The sequence below is a fragment of the Streptomyces sp. NPDC048254 genome, from assembly GCF_043201895.1.
In the GTDB taxonomy this organism is placed as follows: Bacteria; Actinomycetota; Actinomycetes; order Streptomycetales; family Streptomycetaceae; genus Streptomyces.
The window spans coordinates 1-26,023 of the sequence record NZ_JBICZJ010000009.1; the positions used below are offsets into that span (position 1 = coordinate 1).

The following is a 26,023-nucleotide window of genomic DNA, read 5'->3' on the forward strand; positions in this document are numbered from 1 at the left end:
CGGCGTCCACCCGGCACGACAGCCGGGCTGCCACCCTGCCCACAATCCACGCGGCAAGCCGAAACGGCCCACCGGAAGAACCGACGGACCGTCACCAAAGATCGAGGTTAAAGATCTGTACGCCCTTAGGCCGAGAGATTGTGGTTGCAACGGAACAAGTTGTCCACATCGTACTGAGCCTTCAAGCGGACAAGACGGTCGAATGCCTCTGGATCATAGAACTCCCGTACATCATCTGGTGCGGACGGCCTGCCGTCGCTGTACACGAAGTTGAGGCTGCGTCCGACCGACCACGGTTTGAAGGCCCGCATGAGTCGCTGATGTACGGGGCGGGCGTCGGCGAACGGGTCCTCGCGAATCGTGCCGACGATTCCGTTGAGCACACGCAGGACGTATTGCGCCTTCCTGCCACCCACAGCGCTTGGCACGGCCGGAGGGCGCGACATCGCACCGCCAAGGTGACGCAGGTCCACGACACACGGCGGAAAGGCGTCCGGGCCGGTCAGGTCCAACAGCATCTGCAGAGCGGAAGGATCCAGCTCGCGCAGCAGAATGTTGTTGCCGTAGTAGGAATGGGAGAAGTCCGGGTCGCCGTAAATCGAACCGACCTGCGCGTACGGCATTTCGGTCACGGTGTCAATAAGACGCGGCCCGATTGCCCGCAGCGGAGCGATCAGCCGTTCCCCCTCCGCCGGATCACCATTGAACACAATCCGGATGTGAGCGGCGTACCGCCCGCGCAGTGGCTCGGGGAAGGCAGGCATGGGCGGGTAGACCATCAGCCCAATGGATGAGGTCAGCTGCTCCGGCACCGTGAGCGACCAGTTCCTATAAACGCGCAGGATATCGATGGCATCATCCGCCGCTTCGAAGAACAGCCCTCCGCCGTACAGCCCAGCGACCGGCACAAGCTCCGTCTCAACGGCCGTGACGACACCGAAGTTTGCGCCACCGCCACGCAGCGCCCAAAAGAGCTCCGAATCGGAGTCCGCGGTGATGTGCCGGTGCGTCCCGTCGGCAGTGACGATGTCAATGCTGCGTACGTGATCGCATGCGTAGCCGAACTCCCGTCCGAGCAGTGGGGTTCCACCGCCTAGCAGATAGCCCACCACACCGACGCCCGGCGCCGAACCGTTGAGCGGGGCCAGCCTGTGCCGAGCCGCCTCCCGGATCACGTCCTTCCACTGGGCTCCCGCCTCTATATGTGCCGTGCCGGCTCGGGCGTCGACCTCGACGCGGTTCATGCGCCGAGTGGTGATCAGGACGCCCTCCCCCCTCAGTGGCGTGGAGATGCCGTGGCCAGTGCTCTGGACCGCGATGGGCCACCTCCGCTCGGCCGCGAAACGCACTGCGGCACACACGTCGTCCGCGGTTGTGGCTCCCACCACAACGGCGGGACGGTGCTGATAGGCCGCCTGAAAGCCAGCACTCTCGGCGTCATAGCCCTCGCTACCGGGCAGCAGGACCGGTCCCTGAACGGCCACGGTCAGCGCATCTACCTCCCCGGCGGTAGCGGAGTCGCGGGGCGCGACCAGGGACGCGCTCACGTCATCGGGTCGGGTAGGACCAGCCGGTTGCCCAGGCCGGACCCCCCTCAGAAGCGGACGTGCGCCTCTCAACGCATCCGGCTCAAGCGGGCTATCAGCGGGTTCGGTCATGGTTGTTGCTCCAGTTTCCGGGGTTGGCGGTATTCGCTGGCGTGGCATACCGCGTGGATGAGTTCAAGGTTCTTCCTGTCGTCCAAGCCGCCCTGGCTGCGGTGAACGACGGCGGTGGACGTGTGTTTCCCCCGTCGACGCCGTGAACCAGGCGACCCACTGCGGGGGCACAGACCTTTCTGCCGCACTGCGGAGGAGTGCTCGGTGCTTGCTGTCCGCCTGCGGATGCGGATGCGGATGCGGATGCGGATGCGGGCGATGATGTCGCCTGCCCGCCGAGTACGTGGTTATGCTCGGGTCATTCTTCGACGCCCGCCATAGCACACCGCGACAGCAGTTTCGACATGTAGCTGTCGAGCTTTCCGAACGACTCCTTGGAGACGACGCCGCGACAGTAAGTCGGCCATCTCCGGATGATCAAGTTCAGCCGGTGGATCACTACTGCCACCGGGGCTCCCGCCAACTGCCGGACGATCGCCTTCATTTCGCGTTTGCGCGGCCTCACGACTTCATTTCCGTGATTTGAGTCAGGGCACCGCACCCGGCCACGGTTTAATTACATCGCCGGAACGGTGTGCAGGAGTCTTCTCTCCACGGCAGTTGCACACCGCCAGCATCAATCCACCACGCCCCACCCGATCCGGTGCCATTCCAGGACGCGGCGTCGTGGTGGGCCGATCAGGGCGGTGCCGTAGAGCCGGAGCCGATCCCCTTCCAGGACCAGCTCCCGAATCTGCTCCGTGCCAACCCAGGCGGGATCGGGGGCAAGGTGAATCGCGTGAATAACGCGGTCTCCCTCCCGCCGCCAGGTCCCGGCGTAGCTGTTGAAGGTTTGGTCGCCCGGCTGCGCGGCGCTGGTGCGCATCATGGTGACCGACAGGCGACCGTTCGGTGCGTAGAAGAGCAGCCCGTCCGGCGCGAGCCCGAGCGGGCCTGCGTGGCGGGCGCCGTGCTCGTCCAGGTCGTGATAGGACACGAGCCGCCAGACTCCGGCAAGTTCATCGCCTGAGACGGATGGTGTCGTGGGTCTCGGCACAGTTCTCACTCCTTGCGCTACGCGACGGGAACGGCGGGCAGGGCCACGCGGCCCGCGTCGCCGCCGAGTAACCCGTCTGGGGCCAGGGCATTTACCTCGTGCGGTGGGCCGAGCGGCACACTGGCTTCGACGTCGGCAATCAGCCCCACCGAATTGGCCATCGCTGGCGCCGTCAGGCGTTCGATGACGGTCTGCGGTGGCCCCAGCCTGTGGCCATACCCACAGGCGAGCGGCAGTGGGGCCGCTTGGAGGCGTCCCGCGCCGCTCGCCGACCAGGTGGGGCCAAGTGATCAATATCGAGGGGCCGCTGAACAACGTCGGAGCCAGGCACACGTCCCGCAACGGAGAGCCTGGTGAACTGATCAACGCTCAGGGCAATCCGGATCGCGGTCAAGTAGTCGTCGAGCTGCGCGAGGGTACGCGGCCCAGTGACCGGGACCAACGTGGTGCCCAGACATCGGGCGTGGCGCCGGGCCAGTGAGCGCCGCCAGGTCGAGGGGCGCACCGGCCTCCCACAGCTTCCCGAGCGTGGACAGCAGACCGGCCGGCTCGGAAATCCGGCCGCCGGGATGCGGCAGCGAGGACACCGCCAGCAGGTTTGCGGGTAGGTCGGGACGGCGCTTGAGGAGACTCGTCAGCGACTGGCCGGGCCCACATTCCAGCAGCACGTCCGGCGAGGAGGCCAGCACCGTGCCGACCGCGTCGGAGAAGCGCACTGTCTGCCTCATATGCCGGGCCCAGTAGTCGGGGTCTGTTGCCTCCTGTGCAGTGATCCACCGGCCGGTGATGCAGGAGACGAACTCCCTCGTAGGCGGTCGCAGGGTGAGCCGCGTGGCGGCCGCGCGTAGCTGCTCAATACAGCCCTCCATGAGCCTGCTGTGGAAGGCGTGCGAGACGCGTAGCCGCTGGCCCGGCGTCCCGGCTGCGGCGAGTCGGGCCTCGATCCGCACGATGTCCTGCTCGATTCCAGCCAGTACGCAGGACGAAGGGGCGTTGACAGTGGCCAGGTCCGCGCCCATCTCCAGATACGGCGCCAGCTTTTCTTCCGCCAGTGGCACGGCGAGCATCACTCCGGTCGGGGCCTGCTGCATGAGCCGAGCCCTCAGGGAGACGAACTCCAGAGCGTCGGGCAGCGTCATGACCCCAGCGAGCGTGGCGGCGACATACTCACCCAGGCTGTGCCCGATCATCGCCACAGGTTCCACCCCCAGCTTCTGCCAGGTGCTCGCCAGCGCGTACTCCAGCAGGAAGATGGCCGGTTGGGCGACGACGGTCTGTCGAAGCGCTTCCGCGTCCTCCCTGTCAGTGCCGGCCAGCACCGGGTGAAGGTCCAGTCCGGCGACCTCCCGCAGCAGATCCAGGCCGTGCTCGAACTCCTCGGCAAAGCTGGGAAGTTCCTGGCACAGGGCGAATCCCATGCGAGCGTACTGCGATCCCTGGCCGGGAAGGACGAGCGCAACCCGAGGCCGCTCCGCAGTGTTCCGAGACGCGGGGATCGCCGGCTTGGCCAGGGCGTCCACGAGCGTATTCAGGTCGCCGCCGAAGACGAGCCGGCGGTACAGCAGGGGAATGTCCCCGGCCGACGGCGCGGCGTCCGGGGCAGCCGCGCCCACCTGACCGGTCAATTCCGCCCGGCCGCGTCGCACCGCTTCCTCAAGGCCCTCGGCGCTTTCGGCAGCCAGGGCAAGGAGGCGGTGGCCACCCATCCGACCCCAGACGGCGACGCCGTCGTGGGAGCCGTCCTGCGCGTTCCCCGGACTCAGCCCGGGCTCCGGCGCCGCCATGACGTGCCGGATCTGCTTGAGCATCAGGCGCCGCTGCTCCGCGTCCCGGAAGGGGAAGTGGCCCCCGGCCAAGCAGAAGAGCTCGAAGGCGCGGCTGGTATGGGCGCTCCATTCGGCCACCCGCAGCTTGTCGCATTCCAGGTCGCCGACGAACGCCGTGACCGGGATGTCCAGCAACGGCCCAGGCTGGTAACGGTAGGTTTCGTAGATCGTGATATCGGCGCGGAAGACGCCAAGGGCCATCTGCAGCAGCCGGGGATCAGCACGGATCTCTGCCGGCAACTCACCCCAGCGCTGCTCGATCTCGGCGAGTAGCAGGTCGTCGCTCAAGGTGTGAACAGGTTGCCCGCCGCGGCCGAGGGGCGGCGGGGGACTGGATGACAAGAACAGCTGCCGCGGCAACTCCCGGCCCGCATCGCGGAGTGCGCGGGCCACCTCGAAGGCCACCAGGCCGCCGAGGCTGTGCCCAAAGAACGCGAACGGCCGCTCGGGGCGCAGAACCTCCAGGACCGCGTCGACCACCGAGGCCATGGAGGTCAGCGGCGGCTCACGCAGCCTGGATGCTCGGCCGGGCAACTGGACGCCGGACACCTGGATCTCCGGCAGTTCCTCCTCGAAACGAAGATATTCGCCAGGCGATCCCCCGGCATGGGTGAAGCAGAACAGATCGGCTGCGGCGTCCGGGCGCTGCCTCCGGGCGACGATCCAGCGGCCTCCCTGCGACGCACCGGTACGCCGCGATGTCTTCTCCATCATCAAATCCTTCTCAGGGTGCCGGAGCCGTCTGTTTGTCGATCAACTCTGCGAACTCCGCGGGGGTCTGTGCCTCGTAAATGACAGCGGCGTCGAGTTGGGCAGTGGGGAAGAGTTCGCGGGCGCGGCTCAGCAGCTGGGTGGCGATGAGCGAATCGCCACCCAGGTCGAAGAAGCTCTCGTCGAGCTCGACAGCCTCCAGGCCCAGCGTCTGGGCGAACAGATCCGCGACGACCTGGTAAACGGAGCCCTCCGAGCCGTCGGACGACGCCCCGATTGCCCTCCCGGTCGGCGGACCGGCGGCAAGAGTCACGGGAACCCCGGTCCGGGGCGGTGCGAATGGGTGCGGTTCCACGACGTACCGTTGCCGTTCGAACGGATAGGACGGCAGCGGGACTCGGCGCTGCCTCACTCCTGCATGGAGCCCTTCCCAGCGCATGGTGGTCTCGGCGAGCCAGAGACGACCGGCGGCATCCAGCAGGGCGGGCAGCGCGTCCTGCCGACCGCTTTCCGGGAACACGGGCATCCAGAGGTGGTCCGTTGCCTCTCCGGGCCCGGGTGCCTGCTTGAGCACGGGGATCCTGGGGGTGCGGAGTTCGACCGTGGCTCCGGTGACGGTCCGGCGGACCGCCTCCTCCACTGTGCAGACTCCGGCTACGACGTCCGCCACCACGGCCCCAGCGCCGCTGCCTGCGACGGCCGCCGGGCGTAAACCCCAGGACTGCCAGAGTCGGGCGAGCGCAAGCTCGGTGGCCAAGACGTCGAGTTCCGCAGGGGCCTCCTCGGCGTCGGCGACACTCAAGCACTCCTCAAAGGCCCGGAGAAACACCGGCTGCGTCGCGCGCAGATCGCGCGTCCGGGAGGAGTCGATGGTGCCGGGGAAGACAAGGGCAACCGACCGGTCCGGCCCTCGCTCTTCGAAGTCGATCAACCGGCCCGGGTCCAAGCCGGTCAGGACGCGAATGGCGTCGTCGGCATCGCGCACCACCGCGAATCGGCGGCAGGCGTGTTCGCGGCGCCCGGTCTGCAGCGTCCAGGCAACGTCGGCGAGCGGCAGCTCCCCAGCATGCGCCCGCAGATGGGCGGCGAGCCGGTCGGTCATCGCATCCAGGGCTCCCGGCGTACGGGCCGACAGCACAAGCAGCTGCCAGGGCTGCACGAGGTCCGTGGTTGTCGGCTCGGGAGCCTGCTCAAGCAGGACGTGGGCATTGGTGCCTCCGATACCGAAGGAGCTGACCCCTGCACGGCGTGGAATGCCCTGATCAGTCCGCCACTCCCGTGTGCTGGTGGCTACCACGAAGGGGCTCGCTTCAAAGTCGATGTGCGAATTCGGGGCCGTGAAGTTGAGGCTCGGCGGGATGACGCCATGCTGGAGGGTGAGCACAGTCTTGATCAGTCCGGCGACGCCGGCGGCCGCGTCGGTGTGGCCGATGTTCGTCTTGACCGAGCCGATCCGGCAGAAGCCGCGGCCGTCGGTGTCCTGGCGGAATGCCTTGGTCAGTGCGGCGATTTCGATCGGGTCGCCGAGCGGTGTGGCTGTGCCGTGGGCCTCCACGTAGCCGACAGTCGCCGCATCGACATCGGCGACAAGCTGCGCTTCACGGATCACCGCTGCCTGCCCCTCCATGCTGGGCGCGGTGTAGCCGATGCGGTTGGCTCCGTCGTTGTTCACCGCGGAGCCGCGCAGCACCGCGCGGATGCTGTCGCCATCCGTGATCGCCTCGGACAGGCGCTTGAGCACGACGATGCCAACGCCATCGCCGCCCACCGTCCCGCCCGCTTCAGCGTCGAAGGCGCGGCAGGTACCGTCGCGGGAGAGGATGCCGCCCTCGATGTAGGGACTCTCCTTGGCGGGAACGTGGACCGCCACACCGCCCGCGAGGGCCACATCGCAGTCACCGGCCAGCAGCGCCTGCGCGGCGGTGTGGACCGCGACCAGCGAGGTGGCGCACGCCGCCTGGACAACCACGGCGGGGCCGCGCAGACCGATCTTGTAGGCGACCCTGGAGGCGAGGTAGTCCGGCGCGTTGCCGACCAGGATCTCCATGTCCGTCACCAAGGGCAGCTCATCGCGGCGGGAACGGACGACATCCGCGTACGAGGTGTCGGTGCTGCCCGCGTAGACGCCGACGGCCCCCGGGAAGCGCTCCGGGTCGCAGCCCGCGTTCTCCAGCGCCTCTACCGCGCATTCCAGGAAGATCCGGTGCTGAGGGCTGATGATGCGGGCTTCCCGGGGCGAGAAGCCGAAGAATCCGGCATCAAACCACTCGGGGTCCTTGAGCAGGCCCCTTGCCGGGACGTACTCCCCGGCACCTGCCTGCCCGGCAGGCCCGGGAACAGACCGACGGGGGAAGCGAGTGACGGTCTCCAGGCCCTGGACCAGGTTGTACCAGAACTCATCCGAGTCGGCGGCCCCGGGGTAACGGCACGCCATGCCGATGACGGCGACGAATGAACCGCCATCCTCTTGCTGCCCGCTGCCCTGCCGGGCCGCCACTTCGCCACGGACGTGGTCACTCATTGTCGTCGCCCTCCCCGAACAAGGTCGACCGGCGGATGCGCCCGTCCCGCCTCCCGGCGAGCCTGGCCCGGCCGTCGGTGCGCAGAGCCTCGCCACGGCCGACGCTCAGCTTCGCGCCCGGGGCGGCCTGCCCGTCGAGGTATGCCGCCAGGCCGCGGACGGTCGGATACTGGAAGAGCTCGATGAGGGGCGGGTTCATGCCCAGACGGGCGACGATCCGATCGTGGACCATGTGCAGGAGGACGGAGTGGCCACCCAGGTCGAAGAAGTTCTGCTCCACGCCGACGTGCGGTACTTGCAGCACCTCGGACCAGATGACGGCCAGGACCCGCTCGGTGTCCGTGGCACCGTCAGCGGGGGGAATCGGCTGTGCACTCACAGGTCCTACCTTCTTTGATGTGGGCCTGAGCTGGTCATTCGTAAGATCTGCGGGCCCAGGGGCTCTGGGTATGGCTGTCACAGGGAAGCCGCTGGACGGCTCAGGAGACCTGGCCGCCCAGGGCCCCGCCACGGCTCGACTGCTCATGGGGAGAGGCGACGCGATCGCTCTGTCTCCTCCGGAATCGGCAAGGCGCTCGGCTCGTGGAACTGGTACTGACTGAGCCGGTGATACGCACCGCCGGCTCGCAACAGCTGCGTGTGCGTTCCCTTCTCCACGATCCGACCGTCCTGCAGTACGACGATGACGTCGGCGTCGCGGATGGTGGAGAGCCGATGGGCGATCACCAGGCATGTGCGGCCGTGCCGCAGCCGCGAGGTCGCCCGTTGCAGGAGGAGTTCGGTGCGGGCGTCGACCGCACTGGTGGCCTCGTCGAGGATCAGCACGGCTGGATCAGCGATGAACGCGCGCGCGATGCAAATCAGCTGTCGCTCGCCCTCGCTCAGGCGTCCGTCCGCACCACTGTCGACCACCGTGTCGTAGCCCTGTGGAAGAGCGTGCACGATGTGGCTGACTCCGCAGGCCTGAGCGGCCTGCTCGATCTGCTCAAGTGTGGCGTCCGGCCGCCCGTAGGCGATGTTGTCGCGAATGGTCCCGCCGAACAGCCACGGCTCTTGGGGAACGAGCCCGATCTCGGAGCGCAACGCGTCCCGTGACACCGAGGTGATGTCTCTGCCGTCGACGAGGATGTGTCCACTGCCAACGTCGTAGAACCGCATCAGCAGGTTCATCAGGGTCGTCTTCCCGGCGCCCGACGCGCCGACGATCGCCGCGGTCCGCCCCGGCTCGACGACCAGGTCAAGGTCCTTGATGGTCAACTCGCGGTCGTAGCCGAACGATACGTGCTCGAACGTTACCCGGCGCGGCCGAACGGCCGGCAGCTGTCCCTGGCTGCCAGGGTCCTCCTCCGGCTCGTCGAGCAGGGCGAACACGCGGGCGGCGGACGCGATACCCGACTGGAACAGGTTGGACATCGAGGCGAGTGATCCGAGTGGCTGTGAGTACTGCCTGGAGTACTGGACGAACGCAACGACTCCGCCCAGGGTCAGCTGCCCGCTGATCACCCTGAAGGCACCGACAACGCAGAGCAGGACGTAACTCAGGTTTCCGATGAACAGCACCAGCGGGGCGATCAGGCCGGACACGAACTGCGCGAGATGGCTCGCCTTCTTCACCTCGGCGTTCCTGTTCGCGAACGTCTCGCGGAACGCCCCTCCACGGTCGAAGACGGTGACGAGTTCGTGGCCGGAGTAGGACTCCTCGATATGCGCGTTGAGTTCTCCGGTCAGTCGCCACTGGTCGCCGAACAGCCGTTGGCTTCGCTTCGCCATCACGGCCCCAATGGCGAAGGTCAGCGGTATCGAGATCAACGCGAGCAGGGTGAGCAGGGGTGAGATGCTCAGCATCATGGCCAGTGCGCCGACGACGGTGAGCAGACCGAAGAGCAATTGGGTCAGCGTCTGGCTGAGCGAGGTCGCGATGTTGTCGATGTCGTTGGTCATCCGTGACAGCAGCTCGCCGCGCGAAGAGCCATTGAGGTAGCGGACCGGAAGCCGATTGAGCTTCGCCTCGACGTCGTTCCGCAGAGTTTGCATGATGCGAGCGATCGCGCTGTTCTGGATGTACTGCTGGCCGAATCCCGCCAGGGCGCCGAGGCCATATATGCTGGCGGCTATCAGCAATAGATGTCCTACATAGCCGAAGTCGATGCCGGACCCGGGCGTGACGTTCAGCCTCTCGACAATGTCCGCGAAGCTGTTTCGGCCGCTGTCGCGCAGCGCCTGCGCGGCAGCCTCGTTGGTCTGTCCTGTCGGCAAACCGGCGCCCAGGGTGCCGGCCAACACCGCGTCGATCGCACGGCCCCAGATCCGCGGGCCGACCAGGTAGGCCAGTACGCCGAACACAGCCAGAGCGAGCGAACCGATCACCGACACCCGGACTTGGCGGAACAGGCCTGCCAGTCGGCGCGACGTCGCGGCGAAGCTCGCGCCGTCTTCGAGCTGAACACGCTCCCGGCGGCTCATGCCGACGCCCCGATCGCGTCCTGCGAAGCCACGAGCTCCTGGTACGTCTGACAGCTGTCCATCAGTGATTCATGTGTCCCGTCGCCGACGATACCGCCCTCGTGGAGCACCACGATCCGTTCGGCACCGCGGATACCGGCAGTCCGCTGCGACACCATCAAGACTGTCGCGTCGGCCGTGGCTGTGCGCAGCGCTTCCAGTAGTCGTGCGGATGTTTCGGAATCGAGCGCCGAGACCGGATCGTCGAGGAGGAGAACCCGTGGGGCGGCAACGAGTGCGCGGGCAATGCACAACCGTTGCCGCTGGCCGCCGGAGACGTTCGTTCCACCCTGGACGATCGGTGATTCGAGTCCGTCGTCCATCGCGGCGACGAACTCGCGGGCCTGCGCGACCTCCAGCGCCTTCCAGAGTTCGGCGTCAGTGGCGTCCGGCCTGGCCAGCCGCAGATTGCTTGCGACCGTACCTCTGAAAAGCAGCGAACGCTGCGGAACGATCGCGAGCTGACCGCGCAGCACCGTGAGATCGATGGTGCGCAGATCGACGCCGTCCAGCCGGACGGATCCGGATGTCGCGTCCTGAAGTCTCGCGACGATCGACAGCAGGGCGGTCTTGCCGGCGCCCATCGATCCTACGATCGCCACCGTGCCGCCGGGCTCGACCCGTAGGTCGATGCCGGACAGGACGTCAGCATCGGCGCCCGGATACCGCAGCGCAACGCCGCGCAGCTCCAACTCACCGCGGATCGGGACCGACTTGGCGGGTACGCCCGATGGCCGGAGCACAGGGGTGGAGTTGAGCACCGCCTGAATACGTTCCGCCGCGACCATCACTCTTGGCAACATCATCACCGCCGAGGCGGCCATCATGACTGCCCCGAGGATCAGGCCCAGGTAGGTGACGTAGGCGGTCAGACCGCCGATCAGCAGATGTCCCGACTCGACCCGGTGGCCACCGAACCACACCACGGCCAAGATCGACAGATCGGTGATCAGCATGACGGCCGGAACGAACGTCCCGTTCAGCCGCCCCATCGACCGGGTTGCCGCCGCCAGCTCATGGTTCACCTGCCCGAACCGCTCGGCCTCGAAGCGCTCGCGGGTGAACGCGCGAATCACCGTGAGACCCATCAACTGCTCGCGCAGGACCCGGTTGATCGCATCCAGCCGGTCCTGCATCCGGCGCGACACCCGCGTCATCCAGCGAAGGATCACCGTCAACGCCACACCCAGTACGACGACTGCCACGACGATGAGAAGGGACAGGCCAGCATCCGCGCGCAACGCCATATAGGCCCCGCCCAGCATCGTGATCGGTGCGGCGGCCGCCACTGTGCCGAAGGTGAGCAGGAACGCCTGCATTTGCTGGACGTCGTCGGTGCTGCGAGTGATCAGCGTCGGCGTGCCGAAGTCCTGGTGTTCCCGGCTGGAGAAAGTCGCGATCTTGTCGTAGACGTCCGACCGCAGGTCGTGCGCGGCGTTTGTGGCCGCGCACGTTCCGGCATAGGACGAGATCGCCGCTGCCAGCAACTGGACGATACTGACGACGACCATCCACCCGCCGGCCGTCCAGATGTACCCGACGTCCGTGCGCAGTAAGCCGTTGTCGATCAGATCCGCATTGATCGTCGGCAGATACAAGGTGGCGGTGACGCTGACCAACTGAAAGACGATCAAGCCGGAGAACCACCATCGGTGCTTGGCGAACTGCGCAAGGACCAGCTGCATCGGTCAACCTTTCGTAGGAGGTGCTCAGGCGATGACGAAGCTGGGTTTCAACAGTCCGGCAGGGTCGTACTTACGGGCCAGCTGCAGCAATCGGTCACGACGCTCGGCGTCGAACACTGCCGCGGCGGTACGTTGGTCGGGTCGTCCGAGAGTGAAGTTCGGCGAACTGCCCACGGCGGCCTCGGACCAGCCGGCCAACAGCTCATCCTGCAGCGCCCGCGCACTTGCCGCGTTCGACTCGTTCGTCGGGGCTACCGCACACAGCAGGTAATTCGCCTCGCGGTGGCTGACCGCGTTCGGCACCCTCGGCGGAGTGGACAGCGCCCCACCGAGATGACGAACCGAGATGATGGAGGGAACCGACCGGCCTGGCGCCGAGGTGGCGATGGCGTCGCGGAGGCGTTCCTCGTCGATCGCCCGCAACAAGACGTTGTCGGCGACATACGCATGCGGCTGATCCGGTTCGCTGAAGACGGTATGTGACTGCTGGTACGGGATCTCCCGCAGAGCGTCGTACGCAGGGTTCAACGCCCGCAACGGGGCCACCAGTTCGTCGGCCTCCGCAGCCGAACCCAGGTAGGCGATCTGGACATGTGCCATATGCCGATTCGAAAACGCAAGCGTGGTCATCGCCGAGGTCATCTCCGGAGGCATTGTCGCCGTCCAGTGCAACCAGGTTGCGACCACGTCCGGCGTCTCGCCCAGGTCGAACATCAGACCGCCGCCGACCAGCTTGGCGACCGGCATCAAAGCGATCTCCAGCGCGGTCACGATGCCGAAGCTCCCGCCACCGCCGCGGAGCGCCCAGAACAGGTCCGGCTCCTCGTACTCCGAAACTGTCAGCAGGGAGCCGTCGACGGTGACCAGATCCAAGCGCGTGACATGGTCCGCGGCGAAGCCGTAGCGACGAGCCATCAGCCCGATGCCGCCGCCGAGCGTGTAAGAGACAGCGCCGACACCGGGCAAGCTCCCGGACAGCGGTGCCAGATCGTAGCGTGCAGCGGCCTCGATCACGTCGCTCCACCGCGCTCCGGCGCCCACCCGTGCGGTGCCGGCGTCGGGGTCGACATCGACGTCGTCCATCCTTCGCGTCGACACCAATACACCTTCACCGGCGAGCGGGTCGGCGAGTCCATGTCCTGTGGCCTGGACCGCGATCGGCATACTCGCCCCCGCGGCGTGCCGGACGGCCGCCACGACGTCGTCGGCGTCCCGTGCCGCCACCACCAGAGCCGGCTGATGTTTGTCCCGCAACTGGAAGCCGGCACGGTGCTCGTCGTACTCGGCAGAGCCTGGGTGGTACGCCACCGGTGATGCGGCGTCGGTCGTGTTGGCACTCATCGCGAGCAACTTTCTGGATCGGGGTGCGTGCGCGCCCACTCGGCGAACAGGCAGGTCGAAGGTACGCAGCCCCCAGCCTGACCGGAATATGCGCCGCATCGTGTCGCAATTCTTGTAAAGATCGGGTGTGTGACCCCAGATCGCTTCTTCAACCTGATGCTGCTCCTCAATGCGAGGGACGGCGTGACCACACAGGAACTCGCCTCGGCGCTCGGCGTGTCCCTTCGAACCATCACCCGCGACCTGAACTGGCTCCGCGACGCCGGTCTGCCGGTGACCGCACACCGGGGCCGCCTCGGAGGCGTGACCATGCTGCCCGGGTCCGGACTCGACCCCACGCGGCTCACACCGGACGAGCGCGATCATCTGTCGCTCACCGGGCTGGACGAGAAGCAACGTGCGGAGCTCGACGCATCGGTCGAAAGCCGACGCGCGCTCTCCAAGATCGCCGCCGTACAGCCACGTCGAGTTCATGAACTTCTGCCGCTCACCGACGTCGTACACGTGGACAGCCGTCCCTGGCGTCAGGCACGAGCCTCCGGCACGACTCCGGCTTCGCTGATCGGCGCAGTGCGGCGAGGCCGCCGACTACGGATCGAGTACGACAGCCCACGCGCGTCATGCCCACGCACCCTGGTCGTGGATCCCTACGGGCTGTTCGCCAAGGCCGGCAGCTGGTACCTCGTCGCCGACTGTGCCCGAGTGCCCCGGATGTACCGGCTCGAACGGATCACGACGTGGAACGAAGTCGACCAACCACGACGGATCCGCGAGAGCCAGACCCTGGCCACCGTCGCCGCAGCGCTCATCGACGAGTGGGAGCACGACCACGCGACAGAGGTCAGCGCCACCATCGACCGGACCCAGATCGAGCGAGCGCAACGGATCTTCGGCCAACGACTTGTCCGGGACGACCAGGAAGAATCCGCCACCGGCCGCAAGGTGACCATCCGCTTTCTGCATCTGGAGGACGTACGCGCACTGCTGCCGTTCGGGAGCGCCATCACTGTGCACGGCCCCGCCGAAGCCAGGGCTCACCTCCGCAACCTCGCCATCGATCTCGCCCATCACTATGCGCCGTCACCAACGTCCTGACCCGCGACACCTGGCCGGCAACCGAGCGCGTGGCTCCTGGCCAAGGCAGCAGGGTCGTTCTCGCCCGCGGCCGCTTCGACGACCTCGGCGAAGTGCGCGCACGAGCGCTGGACCGCCGCCTTCCATCGATCGGGGCGGGGATCGTTGCGCAATCGGAGGCCCTTGAGGCGATGGGCGAGCACCGACATCTTGAGCGCCCGCATCTCCTGGACGACCTGATCGTGTGCGGCGAGCACCGGGCACGACGCCGCGCCGATGTATCTGGCGATCAGCTTCCGGCAGGCCACCGCCTGTTCGAGGACCAGCTGCACGTTCTGCAGGTGCATGTCGGCGCTGGAGAACGCATCGTCCAGGCACAGCCGCTGGTCGATGACATCACACCCGTACAGATACTCGGCGTCTTGGACAGGGTGCAGGTCGGCAGGCTGCCACCACTGCACCGCCCCCGGATGGACGACCGCCGCCTCGGCGAACGCCTGAACCGCGGCGGCCGCCCGGGTGACGTCGCGCGGGACAGGCGGCTCACCAGGCGACAAGGCTTGTGCGACATACAGGACGTCACCGGGAGCGCTGAGGCGCTGTACGTCCGGCATGGCGGCAGCCACCGCTCCCAGCGGATACCGGCATATGGCGAGGCGTCCGGCGGCGTCGTAATCCACCGAATGAACCACTTCGCGGTCCGCGTCCACTCCGAAGATGAGGATCTCGTGCGGGAAGCTCGGCAACTGTCGGCCGAAGAACGGGCCGAGTTGTGATCGGTCGAGGAACACTGTGAGGTACCGACCAGCGCGGATCGACTCGACGATCAGCTCCGCCGCGCTCTCGCTGTCGGGTATCTCGTGCTGACGAAACAGCTCCTCGGTCAGGACGTCACGGTACTCACCCAGCCGCGGGAAGTCGGTGTAGGCCTCGCCGTGGTCGTTGTACCAGCCACGTGTCGCCAGCATGCGCTCCTCCAGCCACGTGACATGTCCGAGAGTTCCCATGACGGACGAAGCGATCGCCGCGTAGAGGTAGCAGGTGCGGCTGGTGTCGAGCCGCAGCGGGAGTGCTCCCGTCGTCACGGCTGGAGTCTGCGCACGCACCACTGACCTCCACTCCACTTGTACGAAAGTCGCCGGTGGAGGCGGTCGGAGGCACTCGACCAGAACTCCATGTGCGTGCCGCACAGCTCATATCCGACATACCTGGCCGGTCGTGCGATCACGGCCGGTCGCTGTGGCGCGTCGGCCTCGAGAAGGCGGACCCGATCGCGCAGCTCAGTGGGGTCGGTCAGTACCTCGCTCTGCCGGGACAAGCTGCTCATCGGGTGCAGAGCCGGATGCCGGTTGCGCCACAGCGACTCCGATTTCTGCTCGTCGACCAGCTCGAAGGTCCCCGCGACGAGCAGTTGCCGGCCAATCTCGCGCCAGTAGAACAAGGCGCTTCCGGACTTCGTCGCGCGGATGTCGTGTGCCTTGCGGCTGGTGGTGTGCGTGGCGAAGACCGCCCCGCGAGCGGTCAGCTCCACCATCGTCATCATTCGTGAGGACAGGCGGAAGCTCCCGTCCACGGTGGAGACCGCAGCGCCGCGTGGCTCCGCGCAACCCTGCTGTTCGGCCTCGTCGAGCCAGGTGGAGAGCAACTCGAACGGTTCCGGCGGCGGATCGTTGTCCCACTCCGGAAAGGCAACGTCGTGCAGGCCGGACAGGCTCTCGTGCCGTGCGCTCACCAGTCCTCCGGATACTCAAGTGTTCCGCTGCCGACGGTCACGCACTGGCCCCAGGTTCGTGACTGCAGCGAGTCGCCGACGGGTTCGAGCTGTACGTGCATCTCAGCGAGTCGGCCGAGCTCGACGCCCTGCTCGATCCGGCACGGACGACCGGTCGGCGCATCCCGGTAGGTGTGGGCGTGCGCCAGCAGCGGACCCGCGGCCGACCCGGTCGCGGCGTCCTCAACGACGCCGTACGCCGGAGAGAACATGCGGTTGCGCCACGTCGTCCCCGAGCCGGCGTAGCAGTTGAAGGCAACATCGGGGAACTTCGCCAGCCTGGTGTGATCCGGCTGTAGGTCCCGCAGGGAGTCCAGGCTGTCGAGCGCGACCACGAGGTGCCGGGCACCGACGTCGTACAGCTCGATCGGAGCGATGTTCGCGGCACCCAGTGCCGCGACGATCTCGGCCGCGGGAATCTCCGCCGGAGACGGCCGCGGTACCGGCAGAGTGAATCCGGCCCAGAGCTCTTCGCCTCGGGGCTCCACCCATCCGGCCACCTTGCCGCGCGGAACGCGAACCGTAACATCGCCCGCAACGTCGAACTGGGTGTGCAGAGCGGCCAGAATGCCGATCATCGGATGGCCGGCGAACGGCAGCTCCTGGGTTGGCGTGAAGATCCGCGCCCGGAAACAGGCTGGCAACCCGGTCGGCGTCACGAAGGCGACCTCGGACAGGTTGAGTTCGGTCCCGATCGCCTGCATGACCCGGTCCGACAGGTCGGTCTCGGGGAAGAAGACCGCGACCGGGTTGCCGTGGAACGCCGATCTCGCGAAGACGTCGATCAGGAGGTAGGGGTGACGGATCATCGGCGCTCCAGCCGGGCCAGGGCATCAGCCAGGACGGTCGTACCGTCGACACTCAAGGCGGATTCGGGATGGAACTGCATGGATACGAAGGTCTCCGCGGTCAATCCGGTGATGTCTCCGGCAGAATCCGTGGCGACCTCGACGGGGTATCGCGGGTCGGTCGTCTTCCCGGGCGTGGCCGCGAAGGCGTTGTAGAAGCCGAGGCGTCTGCGGCTGCCGAACCAGTCCACGTTTCTGGCTGTTCCCTGGTTCGGCACCGCGAGCCGGTGGATGCCGAAGCCGAGGATGCGGCAGAGGATCTGATGGCTGAGGCACACCGCGAGAAACGGCCTCGAAGTCGTCAGGGCCTTCGTCAGCGCCTGCTCCAGGACGGCGACCCTCGGATCACTTTCGTCGCACGGATCGCCGGGGCCAGGGCCGAAGATCAGAAGTGTGTCGTCGTCCAGCGCTCTGACAGCGTGCTCGTTGGGCACGACGTCGACGGCATATCCAAACGCGCTGAGCTGATGGGCCAGCATGCTGTTGAAGTCGTCCTCGGCGTCCACGATGACCGCCCGCCGGGCGGCGACACCGTACTCGGCGGTGGCCCCGCCGAACCACAACGGATTGATGTCGCTGCGTCGTTGGCCGATGGCTCGCACCAGATCGGGATCGTCCGCGGCGGGGGGCTCGGGGCGATCGAACCGGCGCGGTCCCAGATCCCCAGGTACTACCGTCTCGGCACACACAGCACTCAGGATGGCGGCCGCCTTGGCCTGTGTCTCGGCAAGTTCCCGCTGCGGGGACGAGTTGCGTACGAGTGTCGCTCCCACGTCGGTGCGCATCCTCCACGCGTCACCATGCCACCGCACCTGTGCCGAACGGATGTTGATGGCCGAGTCGAAGGTGTACGTCGAGTCGCCCGCAGGCTCGACAAGTCCGAGATAGCCGGCGTAGTAAGACCGTCCGTGCGGCTCGTGCCGAGCGATCACCCGGCACGCGTTACGGATCGGGCTCCCGGTCACGGCCGGCGCGAACATGGTGTCTACGAGGACGTCAGCCAGCGGACGACCGGTCGTACCCTCGATCGTGAACTCGGTATGGGTGACCCGCGACATGTGCCGCAGACCCGGACCGGTCACCGCCACGGAACCCGGTTCGCACAAGGACGCCAGCATCTTGAGCTCTTCGTCCAGAACCATGGAGAGCTCGTCGGCTTCCTTGGGGTCGGCAAGGAAACCGAGCAGCCGCGCCTTCTCGGTGTCGGGGTCGGCCATGCCCCGCGCGACAGTTCCGGAGATCGGGTTCATCGTCACCCGCCGGCGGCTCACTGAAACATGACGCTCGGGGGTGGCGCCGATCAGATACAGGTCGCCGGTCCGGACCAGGAAGGTCCAGTAGGTGCCGCGTTCGTTCCGGAGCAGATCAGCGAACGCCGTCAGCATCGCGAGATCGTCGACCCCGTCGAGGTCGGCCGAATAGGTGCGCTTGATGACGAAGTTCGAGCCGGCGCCGTGGGCTATTTCTTCAGTGATGATCCGTTGCACCACTGCGCGGTACTCCGCGTCGGTGTCCAGGAACGTGCCGTTCTCGGCTTTGGGCTTCGCCCCGCCAGACAGGCTCTCGAAGTCGGCCGGCGAGAACGTGTGTAGCTCGCGGGCGGTCAGCAGGAGCAGATTCTCGTCGTCATCGAGTACGTCGAAGCCGCGCTCGGTCAGCTGGCGGAACGGCACCAGGAGGAGACTCGGCAGGTCCCGGGCCTGTGCGGCCGACGCGGCCGAACTCACCGACTCATGTACGGATGCGCTGCCGATCAGACAGGTCACTCGGTCGTCACCGGACTCCGGCCGGTGCAGGAGCGCGTAGTCGTGACCGGAGACGACTGCGGCGATGTCAGTTGGCACTGGCGCTCAACTCGTTCAGGTTGATCACCCGGCCGGAATACCGCGCGACGTAGTCGAGTGCGGCAGTGTGGCCGTCGGCGTCGAAGTCGGCGACGCAGTCGGACAGCACGAACGGCCGGATGTCCTTGTTGAACGCGTCGAGAGCAGTCGCGAGAATGCCGACGCTGGCGTACACACCCGCGATCACCAGATTGTGGATGCCCTGTCGACGCAAAGCCCATTCGAGCCCGTTCCCGACGAACGCGCTGTAACGCCATTTCGTGAAGACCGGCTCGGAGCCGTCCGGCCGGACCCGGTCGACGATCGAGATGTCGTTGGCTCGCCGAGCCATACCGGTGCCCCAGAAGTCCGAAAGGAGTCCACGCTCATCAGGAGACATGCTGCCGGGCTGCGCGGTGTACATCACCGGGACCTTCGCCTGGCGCGCCCAGCCGATCGCCCGGGCGACGCCGTCGACCAATGCCGTGCGCAGTGGCGGCTCGAACGCGTTGACGAAGTAATCCTGCATGTCGTGGACGAGCAGGGCGGCGCTCCGCGACTCCACCTGCCACCGGTCGCCGGGACCACCGGACCGGAATCGTGGCAGCTCGTAGGCTGGAATGGGCTGCATTCTGTGCACTCCCTCTCTAGGTCGGGATACCGGCCCGGACAATTTGCGGTACGGCGATGCCGAGTGCCTCGTACTGCCGCAGCGGATTCATGAACTCGCGCTGCCGGAGGATCAAGCCGTCGGCGTCGAACTCGAACGAGTGGAGGAAGTGATTCTCGTAGTGGCCGTCCGGATAACCCTCGAACCGGATGGCACCGCGCCCGTCACACTCGGCCCAGAAGAATGTCGGGTGCTGAGTGTCGAAGATCTGTACGTTGTACCACTCCCAATCCGGGAAGCACTGCAGGGACCAGACGCCGTGGTCCCGCAGTTTCTCTTTTCCGTGTGTGGCGATCGGATCAGGCTTGTCGCTCGTCCAGAGGCCGGCTTGGCCGTCGGCCGCGAACAATTCATAGCGGGCTCGTCGCTGCTCCTCGCCCTTACAGGCGAGGTAACGTCGTACGACGTCGCGGTTACGAGCGCGCTCTTCGTCAGGCAGCATGTCGTCTTCCTTCGTCAGATGTCATGACTCGCGATAGCCGCGGGTCGCCATGAGAAACTCGGACAGGTAGCCGTCGTGCGCTTGCAAGGGATCGACCCAGGTGGTCGGGATATCGCCGAAGTACGGATTCCGGATTCCGCGGGCGACGCCGATCAGGCGGCGTGGCTCCCGGACCAGGTCGTGGTTCGGGTCATTCGCGGTTGCCGCCGACAGGCTTCGGGGATGCTGCTCGGCGCCGCAGCTCCAACTTGTCCACCCGGCCGACAGGCGTCAGGGGAATCTCGGTCAGCGGATGGATCGTCGTCGGGATCTTGTACCGGGCTGCCCCTGCGGCAACGAGGAACTCCGCGACGTCGGACTGATGCAACTCGTCACCGACGACGAAGGCGACCACCGCCTCGCCGAACCGGTCGTCCGGCGCTCCCACCACGGCAACGTCGCGGACACCGGGATGCCGGCGCAGCAGCTCCTCGACCTCGCGCTCCGACACCTTCTCGCCACCGCGGTTGATCTGATCCTTGATGCGTCCTTCGAAGGACACCGCACCGTCACGGTCCAGACGGACGAGATCACCGGTCATGTACCAGCCGTCCGCCGTGAACACCGTGGAGTTGCTCGTGCCGTCGGCGTAGTATCCGCGGATCGTGTAAGGCCCGCGGGTGAGCAACTGGCCGACCTGGCCGGGCCCGACCGGATCCCCGGCCTCGTCGATCACCATCAGCTCGTCCAGGGGTGAAAGGGGAACACCCTGGTTGGCAACCATCTGGTCGTGCGGCAGGTCCGGCGGCTGAACGCCGCACAATCCTTCCGTCATCCCGAACCCTTGGTGGACGCCACAGTTCAAGGCCTTGCGGAATCCGTTCAGCACGTCGGCCGACGGCTTGCTGCCGCCGATCAGCACCGTTTGCAATGACGAGATGTCATGGGGCGTTCCCACAGCCGCGTCGGTCCACAGCGCCGCCAGAGGCGGGATCAGGCCGGTGCGTGTGACGCCGTACTGCGCGATTAGGCTGAAAGCGACCGTCGGAGCCGGTGTCGGTGAGATGATCAAGGAGCCGCCCGCGTCGAGGACGGCGAGTGTGTTGCACATCGCCCACCCGTGCGCGAGAGGCATCGCGACCAAATAGACGCTGCGCGGATCGAAGCGACAGCGATCTGCCACGCACCGCCCCAGGTACAGCCAGGCCCGGTGGACCTGAGGGACGATCTTGGGCAGGCCGGTCGTTCCTCCGGACACGAGCAGTACCGCGACCGAGTCCGGCGCTGTGCGTCGGAAACCGGATTCTGGTTCGGTGTCCGGCTCTTCGAGCAGCGAGACGGTGTTCAGAACGTTGCGCACGGCCGGCCTCGACGCTCCGGCGGCCCGACAGGTCTCCAGGCAGTCCGGCGTGGCCACCAGCGTGGTCGCACCGATTCTGTCGATGAACGACAGCAGCTCATGGGTTCCGAGCTGAGGAATGGCCAGCAGTGGGATGACGCCGATCTTCGTACAGGCGAATATGCAGGCCAGTCCACTGATCTGGTTCGACATCTGCAGCACCACGTGCTCGCCGGCCCGGACGTCGGCCCGATGCAGGGCGTTCGCCATCCGGTCGACGAGGGCGACGAACTCGGGTCTCGTCAGCCGCAGCTCGCCGTCGCAGATCAGCGACTCCGGGTAGCTGTCCGCACCCCGTACCAGCCATTCGTAGAGATTCTCGTCCCGCCACACGCCGGCCTTGACGTACTTCGAGGCGGCTTCCGCGGGCCAGTCGATCAGTCCGTGCACCATCAGCTTGGTTCCTCCATGAGTATGCGTCGTTCCTTACCTGGCGCCGGTCGTTCCCTCCTTCGCGGCACTGGTCTTCACGACGTCGATCCAGCGCAGCCGCCACAACTCGCGGGTCTCGTCGGTGACCGAGGTAGTGATCGCCGATCGCTCCGAGATCACGGCGGCCGTCGCGGAGCTGATCCGCCGCTGCCGGTGATAGGTGCGTGCCGCGGTGTCCAGCAGGAACCACTGCCGCTCCGGTAGCCGCCATTCGAGCCGAACATGCACCGGTAGCTCGATCGTGAAGTCCGCCAAGTCCGTCGTCGCCGACCGGGTGACGACAAGGTCTTCGAGGATCAGCGCATCGAGCGAGCTTGTGAGCAGCAACCGGATCGCGTCCACAGGTGTCTCGACCATGGGCTCGTGACTGTTGTTCATCGAGGTGTTGAGCACGACCGGCACCCCGGACAGCTCCGCGAAGGCGTCGATCAGTGCGTGGAATCGCGGGTTCTGCTGAGCGTCCACGATCTGCAGGCGCGCGGTCCCATCGACGTGGGTGGTGGCTCCCAATGACGTCCTGAACTCCGGCCGCACCGGCACCACGTGCGACATGTAGGCGAAGGACGTGTCGGCTCCGCCGAGTTCGAAGTACTTGTCGCCGCCCTCGGGTGTGGTCGCCGGGGCGAACGGCCGGAATCCCTCGCGACTCTTGATGGCGAAGTTGACGCGATCGCGGTTCACCGCCGGCCGCGGATCGGCCAGGATGCTGCGGTTGCCCAGTGCTCGTGGCCCGAACTCGCTGCGCCCCTGGAACCAGCCGATGATCTTGTCGTCGTCGAGCAGCGCCGCTGCCTCGCGCACCGCGTCGGTGGCCGGCCGAACCGTGATGAGCGGGCGGAACGCTTCCGCCGCGCGCTCGATGTCCGCGACGTCATATGCTGTCCCGAGGTATGGGCTGAACGGCCTCGGGGACGGTGAGCGGAAGTCGCCTCGCCGGATGAGCGCGGCCCCGAGCGCCGCGCCTGCGTCGTGCGAGGCTGGATGTACATACAGCGCATCGAAGAGTCCAGAGCTCAGAATCCGGCCGTTCAATGTTGAGTTGTGCGCGACGCCGCCGGAGAAAGCCAGGCGTGTCGTGCGTGTCTCGTCGCGCCAGTGCCTGATCAGCCGAAGGGCGTTGGTCTCCAGCCACAGCTGCACGGCGGCGGCGAAGTCTTTGTGGATCTGGTCGAACGGATCGTCAGCAGCCCGCAGCTTCCATCCACTTTCAACCAACCCGTGCCGGAACGCTTCGGCGTTGAGCCGTACGCCGTTGACAGGATCAATCGGCGCGACCCTCTCGAGCAGGTGGGTGAATCGCGCCGGATCGCCGTACGGCGCAAGGCCCATGACCTTGTACTCGTCACCCCAGCGATAACCCAGCGCGTGCGTCGCGTACGCATACATCATGCCGAACGACTTCTCGAGAGGCAGTCGGCCCACACGGTGCAAACTGCCGTCGCGCTGATGGAAGGCAGTCGTCGAGTCCCGTCCGCCGCCACCATCCATGACGACGACCAGCGAGTCCTCGGTCCAACCGGACCCGTGCAGAGTCGCAGCGGCGTGCGCGGAGTGATGATCGACGAACTGCAGGTCCGCCTCGGCGACCGCGATGCCGAGTTCGGAGAGCCGTTCATGAAGCAGCTCGCGCGCCGCGCGGCGGGGTACGTCGGAACGCCAGAAGTAGATGTCGTTCAGGCTGTGATCACAGAACCGCTCATCGAAGTAGTAGCCGACGGCATCGATGTCACTCGCGGAGAGCCCGAGCGTCCGCATTCCGACGGCGATCGAGTTCGCGGGGAACCAGGTGGTCTTCTTGACGCGGCTGTGCCGTTCCTCCTCAGCGGCCCACAGCACCTCGCCGTCTGGAGCCAGGATCACAGCACTCGCATCATGGAAGTAGATATCGGGCATTCCATACGTCTCATGCCCGCGGAACGGGCCGCCGCTCAGCCCAAGAATGTAGCCTGACATTTCGCTAGTTATCTCCAATTCGGATTAGCGGTGAGTCGAGAACGGTGCATTCGAGCATGAGCGTAGGCCGCACCAGAATGCGGTGACAGGAACTCGTCAATAACTCGAACTGGCATGAGCAGGATCACGAGACGCTAGGCATATACAGGTCAGCGGCCGTTAGCAGATACGTCAGCCTGGATTGGTTGATTCAGCGTTAGGGTGAAATGCCGACGACTCTTCGAGTACGCCGCGCGGCCGGCCTTCTCGTGCGTCACCTTGGCTTGGCGACCGCGCGCAGCTCATCGAATGCCTTTGTCAGGCTCTTCACTTCGAGGCCGGCAGCGGCGAACTTGGTCGTGTTTCAGCAGTAGATGTCGGCGTTCAGGAATCACAGGTAGCCGAACGTTCCGCTCATCTGAATCAGCTGTGAATCCGCGCAACCGGCCACTGAAGCCATGGCGGTCGTTCAGTTCTTTGCCGCCTCGTTCACAGGCATGCCTTACGGGGTGACACCTGATCGCTCGAGGTAGTTCTTGGCGAAATCCATAGGGCACTCGATCGGCTCGGCTTCCCCCATGGCTACTCCCACCACCAGGTCCTCAATCGCCAGCAATATTCGCCGGGCGGACATCTCCTCGAAGTGCGAATCATGAATAACGATCGAGATTGCTCCCGCTCCATCGAGGGCGACTGACAGAAAACGCCCTTGCCCTCGATACAGCTGCTCCCGGATTTCGAATTGCGTCTGGCCCATGGCGTCGCGGAGATTACCTGCCAGCCCGGAGTAATCCTCCGGTTCCGTAGAGCCTCTTAGATCATTGAATGTGAAATCGAAGGCCCTCCTGGACTCTCTGGATTCATCCATATCTTGAAGCATCCCCGCAAGGGCCCGTTCGTCATAATGACTGGACATGTAACCCCTGATACTTGCTTGCGAAGCATCACGGACTACATCCCCGAAGGCGCCACCGAGCGATTCCATTACCCCAGGGGAGAATTGCACAAGTTCACCGACGAACGACTGCTCCTCAGGAGTCCAACGATTAGAAGATGGCAATAGGAAAGAAATCCTACTTCGGCCAATAAGCGTACCGGCAATTATCGCAACTGAGGCCAGATATACGGCAGACGTACTCACCCTATGATTCTTCGAGATGACGTAAGCAGCGGCCTTCAGAGCAGACGAATTCATCACCGCCGACCGACTGGTCTCGCCGTCCCGTGGGAACCTCTCCAGCACTTCCCTCCAGTATGCCAGGGCACGGGCACTCTTCTGCTGCCCCTTCTCCGATTGTTCAAGCCTCGCGCGCTCTATTGGTTGGAGTTGAGATGTAAACGGCTCGACGTGCTCCCCAGAAAAATAAACATCGAGCGCTCTCCTCAGTGCCATGAGCCCGTGAGCGTCGACCGCAAGGTGTGAAGCTGCACATATAAGGTGAGTTGGATCATCTGCGGAGGTCACCACTGCAAACACAGCCCCGAAGTCCGTCGTAGTATCGAAGCGTTCGCCACGGAACTGTCGCGTGATGCTTTCTATATCGGTTTCGATAGCGGACTCCTCGCTCTTGACAATTAGAATGTCCACCAACCCTTTCTTACTCACTCTCTGATAAGGCTCCCCGTCGGCATCCGCTGGAAATATCGTCCGGAGCGACTCGAACTCCTCGTAGGCCCATTTGACGGCGTCACCTACTTCACGAAGAGTCTTTCCCTGCGGAAGAGGCTGGACGTACACGAACGATCGGTATTTGAGGCGCGAACCCTGCCAAGTCCTCCACTGCGCCCACGTGAGAGGGGCAATCGCATCGCGCTCACCTTCGAAGCCAATAGTGATTTTGTCCACTCTCTGCCCCTTAGTACTGCAGCCGCAGTTGATGTGACGGTTGGTCCGGCTGTTCGTTGAGATGTGCGTGCGTGGGGACGTCACGGTTGATGAGGTGCACCGCTGGGTAGCCGGCCTGGATGCTCTGCATGCTCGGATCGGTGGGGATTTCCGCAGGTCGGAGCCGCGTCGGCGGGCGAGGGAGAATCTGCACGGGCTGCTCACGCCGTTGGAGCGTAAGAACGGCTAGACGCTGGCCGAGCAGGCCGGAGAGCTGTGCCCGGACGGCACGCAACGGCTGCTGAGCCAGGCCTACTGGTCCGCCGACGCAGTCCGTGACGAGGTTCGCGGTTTCGTGCTGGAGCATCTGGGCGCCAAGGACGCCCTACTGGCCGTGGACGAGACCGGCTTCATCAAGAAGGGCGCCCGGTCGGCCGGAGTACAGAGGCAGTACAACGGCATCTCCGGGAAGATCGACAACTGTCGGCTGGGGGTGTTGTTGGCCTATGCCTCCGCGAAGGGGCGGGTGTTGATCGAACCGGGAGTAG

The 26,023-nt window shown here is 65.9% G+C and carries 19 protein-coding genes and 1 pseudogene; 2 read left to right on the forward strand and 18 right to left on the reverse strand.

The annotated features are described in order from the left end of the window. Window positions 1–125 precede the first annotated feature (125 nt). The 9 genes from ACGFZQ_RS24570 to ACGFZQ_RS24610 form a co-directional block, all read right to left on the reverse strand. Window positions 126–1,547 carry an FAD-binding oxidoreductase gene (locus tag ACGFZQ_RS24570; RefSeq protein WP_393842103.1) on the reverse strand — a complete coding sequence of 474 codons (1,422 nt, stop codon included), beginning with the start codon at window positions 1,545–1,547 and terminating at the stop codon, window positions 126–128. Between the two features lie 409 nt (window positions 1,548–1,956). Then, window positions 1,957–2,142 carry a group II intron maturase-specific domain-containing protein gene (locus ACGFZQ_RS24575; RefSeq protein ID WP_393842104.1) on the reverse strand — a complete coding sequence of 62 codons (186 nt, stop codon included), beginning with the start codon at window positions 2,140–2,142 and terminating at the stop codon, window positions 1,957–1,959. 132 nt (window positions 2,143–2,274) lie between these two features. After that, on the reverse strand, window positions 2,275–3,027 hold the full coding sequence (locus tag ACGFZQ_RS24580; RefSeq protein ID WP_393842105.1) for a lipocalin-like domain-containing protein: 753 nt from the start codon (window positions 3,025–3,027) through the stop codon (window positions 2,275–2,277). Between the two features lie 29 nt (window positions 3,028–3,056). Further along, a complete protein-coding gene (locus ACGFZQ_RS24585) occupies window positions 3,057–5,234 on the reverse strand; it encodes an alpha/beta fold hydrolase (RefSeq protein ID WP_393842106.1) in 2,178 nt (725 codons plus the stop codon). 10 nt (window positions 5,235–5,244) lie between these two features. Next, a complete protein-coding gene (locus ACGFZQ_RS24590; RefSeq protein ID WP_393842107.1) occupies window positions 5,245–7,752 on the reverse strand; it encodes a type I polyketide synthase in 2,508 nt (835 codons plus the stop codon). Next, the gene (locus ACGFZQ_RS24595) at window positions 7,745–8,131 is read right to left on the reverse strand and encodes a phosphopantetheine-binding protein (RefSeq protein WP_393842108.1); all 387 of its coding nucleotides are present in this window, start codon (window positions 8,129–8,131) and stop codon (window positions 7,745–7,747) included. The genes ACGFZQ_RS24590 and ACGFZQ_RS24595 overlap by 8 nt, the downstream gene beginning before the upstream one ends. A gap of 143 nt (window positions 8,132–8,274) precedes the next feature. Continuing rightward, complete coding sequence (locus ACGFZQ_RS24600) at window positions 8,275–10,215, reverse strand: ABC transporter ATP-binding protein (RefSeq protein ID WP_393842109.1); 1,941 nt, start codon at window positions 10,213–10,215, stop codon at window positions 8,275–8,277. Further along, window positions 10,212–11,939 (reverse strand): ABC transporter ATP-binding protein, encoded by a 1,728-nt coding sequence (locus tag ACGFZQ_RS24605; RefSeq protein WP_393842110.1) that lies wholly within the window; start codon window positions 11,937–11,939, stop codon window positions 10,212–10,214. The genes ACGFZQ_RS24600 and ACGFZQ_RS24605 overlap by 4 nt, the downstream gene beginning before the upstream one ends. A 24-nt stretch (window positions 11,940–11,963) precedes the next feature. After that, window positions 11,964–13,280 (reverse strand): FAD-binding oxidoreductase, encoded by a 1,317-nt coding sequence (locus tag ACGFZQ_RS24610; RefSeq protein ID WP_393842111.1) that lies wholly within the window; start codon window positions 13,278–13,280, stop codon window positions 11,964–11,966. Window positions 13,281–13,409: 129 nt separating this feature from the next. Between ACGFZQ_RS24610 and ACGFZQ_RS24615 the strand changes: the two genes are divergently transcribed. Further along, on the forward strand, window positions 13,410–14,375 hold the full coding sequence (locus ACGFZQ_RS24615; RefSeq protein ID WP_393842112.1) for a helix-turn-helix transcriptional regulator: 966 nt from the start codon (window positions 13,410–13,412) through the stop codon (window positions 14,373–14,375). Here the strand turns inward: ACGFZQ_RS24615 and ACGFZQ_RS24620 are convergent. The 9 genes from ACGFZQ_RS24620 to ACGFZQ_RS24660 form a co-directional block, all read right to left on the reverse strand. Then, window positions 14,351–15,439: a hypothetical protein gene (locus ACGFZQ_RS24620; RefSeq protein WP_393842113.1), complete on the reverse strand. Its 1,089-nt coding sequence runs from the start codon at window positions 15,437–15,439 to the stop codon at window positions 14,351–14,353. The two genes, ACGFZQ_RS24615 and ACGFZQ_RS24620, sit on opposite strands and share 25 nt — an antisense overlap. Continuing rightward, entirely contained in the window at window positions 15,436–16,086 is a 651-nt protein-coding gene (locus ACGFZQ_RS24625) for a pyridoxal 5'-phosphate synthase (RefSeq protein WP_393842114.1), read from the reverse strand. The genes ACGFZQ_RS24620 and ACGFZQ_RS24625 overlap by 4 nt, the downstream gene beginning before the upstream one ends. Continuing rightward, complete coding sequence (locus tag ACGFZQ_RS24630) at window positions 16,083–16,934, reverse strand: PhzF family phenazine biosynthesis protein (RefSeq protein WP_393842115.1); 852 nt, start codon at window positions 16,932–16,934, stop codon at window positions 16,083–16,085. Before ACGFZQ_RS24630 ends, ACGFZQ_RS24625 begins: the two co-directional genes overlap by 4 nt. Continuing rightward, on the reverse strand, window positions 16,931–18,646 hold the full coding sequence (locus tag ACGFZQ_RS24635; RefSeq protein WP_393842116.1) for a chorismate-binding protein: 1,716 nt from the start codon (window positions 18,644–18,646) through the stop codon (window positions 16,931–16,933). The genes ACGFZQ_RS24630 and ACGFZQ_RS24635 overlap by 4 nt, the downstream gene beginning before the upstream one ends. Window positions 18,647–18,806: 160 nt before the next feature. Further along, window positions 18,807–19,427 carry an isochorismatase family protein gene (locus ACGFZQ_RS24640; protein ID WP_393842117.1) on the reverse strand — a complete coding sequence of 207 codons (621 nt, stop codon included), beginning with the start codon at window positions 19,425–19,427 and terminating at the stop codon, window positions 18,807–18,809. A 16-nt stretch (window positions 19,428–19,443) separates the two neighbouring features. Next, window positions 19,444–19,908, reverse strand: coding sequence for a PhzA/PhzB family protein (locus ACGFZQ_RS24645; RefSeq protein WP_393842118.1), 465 nt, complete (start codon window positions 19,906–19,908; stop codon window positions 19,444–19,446). Window positions 19,909–20,098: 190 nt separating this feature from the next. Next, on the reverse strand, window positions 20,099–21,679 hold the full coding sequence (locus ACGFZQ_RS24650) for an AMP-binding protein (protein ID WP_393842119.1): 1,581 nt from the start codon (window positions 21,677–21,679) through the stop codon (window positions 20,099–20,101). Between the two features lie 33 nt (window positions 21,680–21,712). Then, window positions 21,713–23,611: a carbamoyltransferase gene (locus tag ACGFZQ_RS24655; protein ID WP_393842120.1), complete on the reverse strand. Its 1,899-nt coding sequence runs from the start codon at window positions 23,609–23,611 to the stop codon at window positions 21,713–21,715. Window positions 23,612–24,152: 541 nt separating this feature from the next. After that, the gene (locus ACGFZQ_RS24660; RefSeq protein WP_393842121.1) at window positions 24,153–25,496 is read right to left on the reverse strand and encodes a condensation domain-containing protein; all 1,344 of its coding nucleotides are present in this window, start codon (window positions 25,494–25,496) and stop codon (window positions 24,153–24,155) included. Window positions 25,497–25,776: 280 nt separating this feature from the next. On the opposite strand from ACGFZQ_RS24660, the pseudogene ACGFZQ_RS24665 reads away from it, so the two are divergent. Then, window positions 25,777–25,950 (forward strand): annotated as a pseudogene (locus ACGFZQ_RS24665) (transposase); the annotation flags it as partial. Window positions 25,951–26,023: the final 73 nt, after the last annotated feature.

Excerpts from the sequence above, each read along its gene's own strand:
- ACGFZQ_RS24655 (WP_393842120.1), bottom strand. The coding sequence starts at position 23,611 with ATGCCCGATATCTACTTCCATGATGCGAGTGCTGTGATCCTGGCTCCA.
- ACGFZQ_RS24590 (WP_393842107.1), bottom strand. The coding sequence starts at position 7,752 with ATGAGTGACCACGTCCGTGGCGAAGTGGCGGCCCGGCAGGGCAGCGGG.
- ACGFZQ_RS24645 (WP_393842118.1), bottom strand. The coding sequence starts at position 19,908 with ATGCTGCCTGACGAAGAGCGCGCTCGTAACCGCGACGTCGTACGACGT.
- ACGFZQ_RS24640 (WP_393842117.1), bottom strand. The coding sequence starts at position 19,427 with ATGCAGCCCATTCCAGCCTACGAGCTGCCACGATTCCGGTCCGGTGGT.
- ACGFZQ_RS24605 (WP_393842110.1), bottom strand. The coding sequence starts at position 11,939 with ATGCAGCTGGTCCTTGCGCAGTTCGCCAAGCACCGATGGTGGTTCTCC.
- ACGFZQ_RS24585 (WP_393842106.1), bottom strand. The coding sequence starts at position 5,234 with ATGATGGAGAAGACATCGCGGCGTACCGGTGCGTCGCAGGGAGGCCGC.
- ACGFZQ_RS24600 (WP_393842109.1), bottom strand. The coding sequence starts at position 10,215 with ATGAGCCGCCGGGAGCGTGTTCAGCTCGAAGACGGCGCGAGCTTCGCC.
- ACGFZQ_RS24575 (WP_393842104.1), bottom strand. The coding sequence starts at position 2,142 with ATGAAGGCGATCGTCCGGCAGTTGGCGGGAGCCCCGGTGGCAGTAGTG.
- ACGFZQ_RS24630 (WP_393842115.1), bottom strand. The coding sequence starts at position 16,934 with ATGATCCGTCACCCCTACCTCCTGATCGACGTCTTCGCGAGATCGGCG.
- ACGFZQ_RS24650 (WP_393842119.1), bottom strand. The coding sequence starts at position 21,679 with ATGGTGCACGGACTGATCGACTGGCCCGCGGAAGCCGCCTCGAAGTAC.
- ACGFZQ_RS24610 (WP_393842111.1), bottom strand. The coding sequence starts at position 13,280 with ATGAGTGCCAACACGACCGACGCCGCATCACCGGTGGCGTACCACCCA.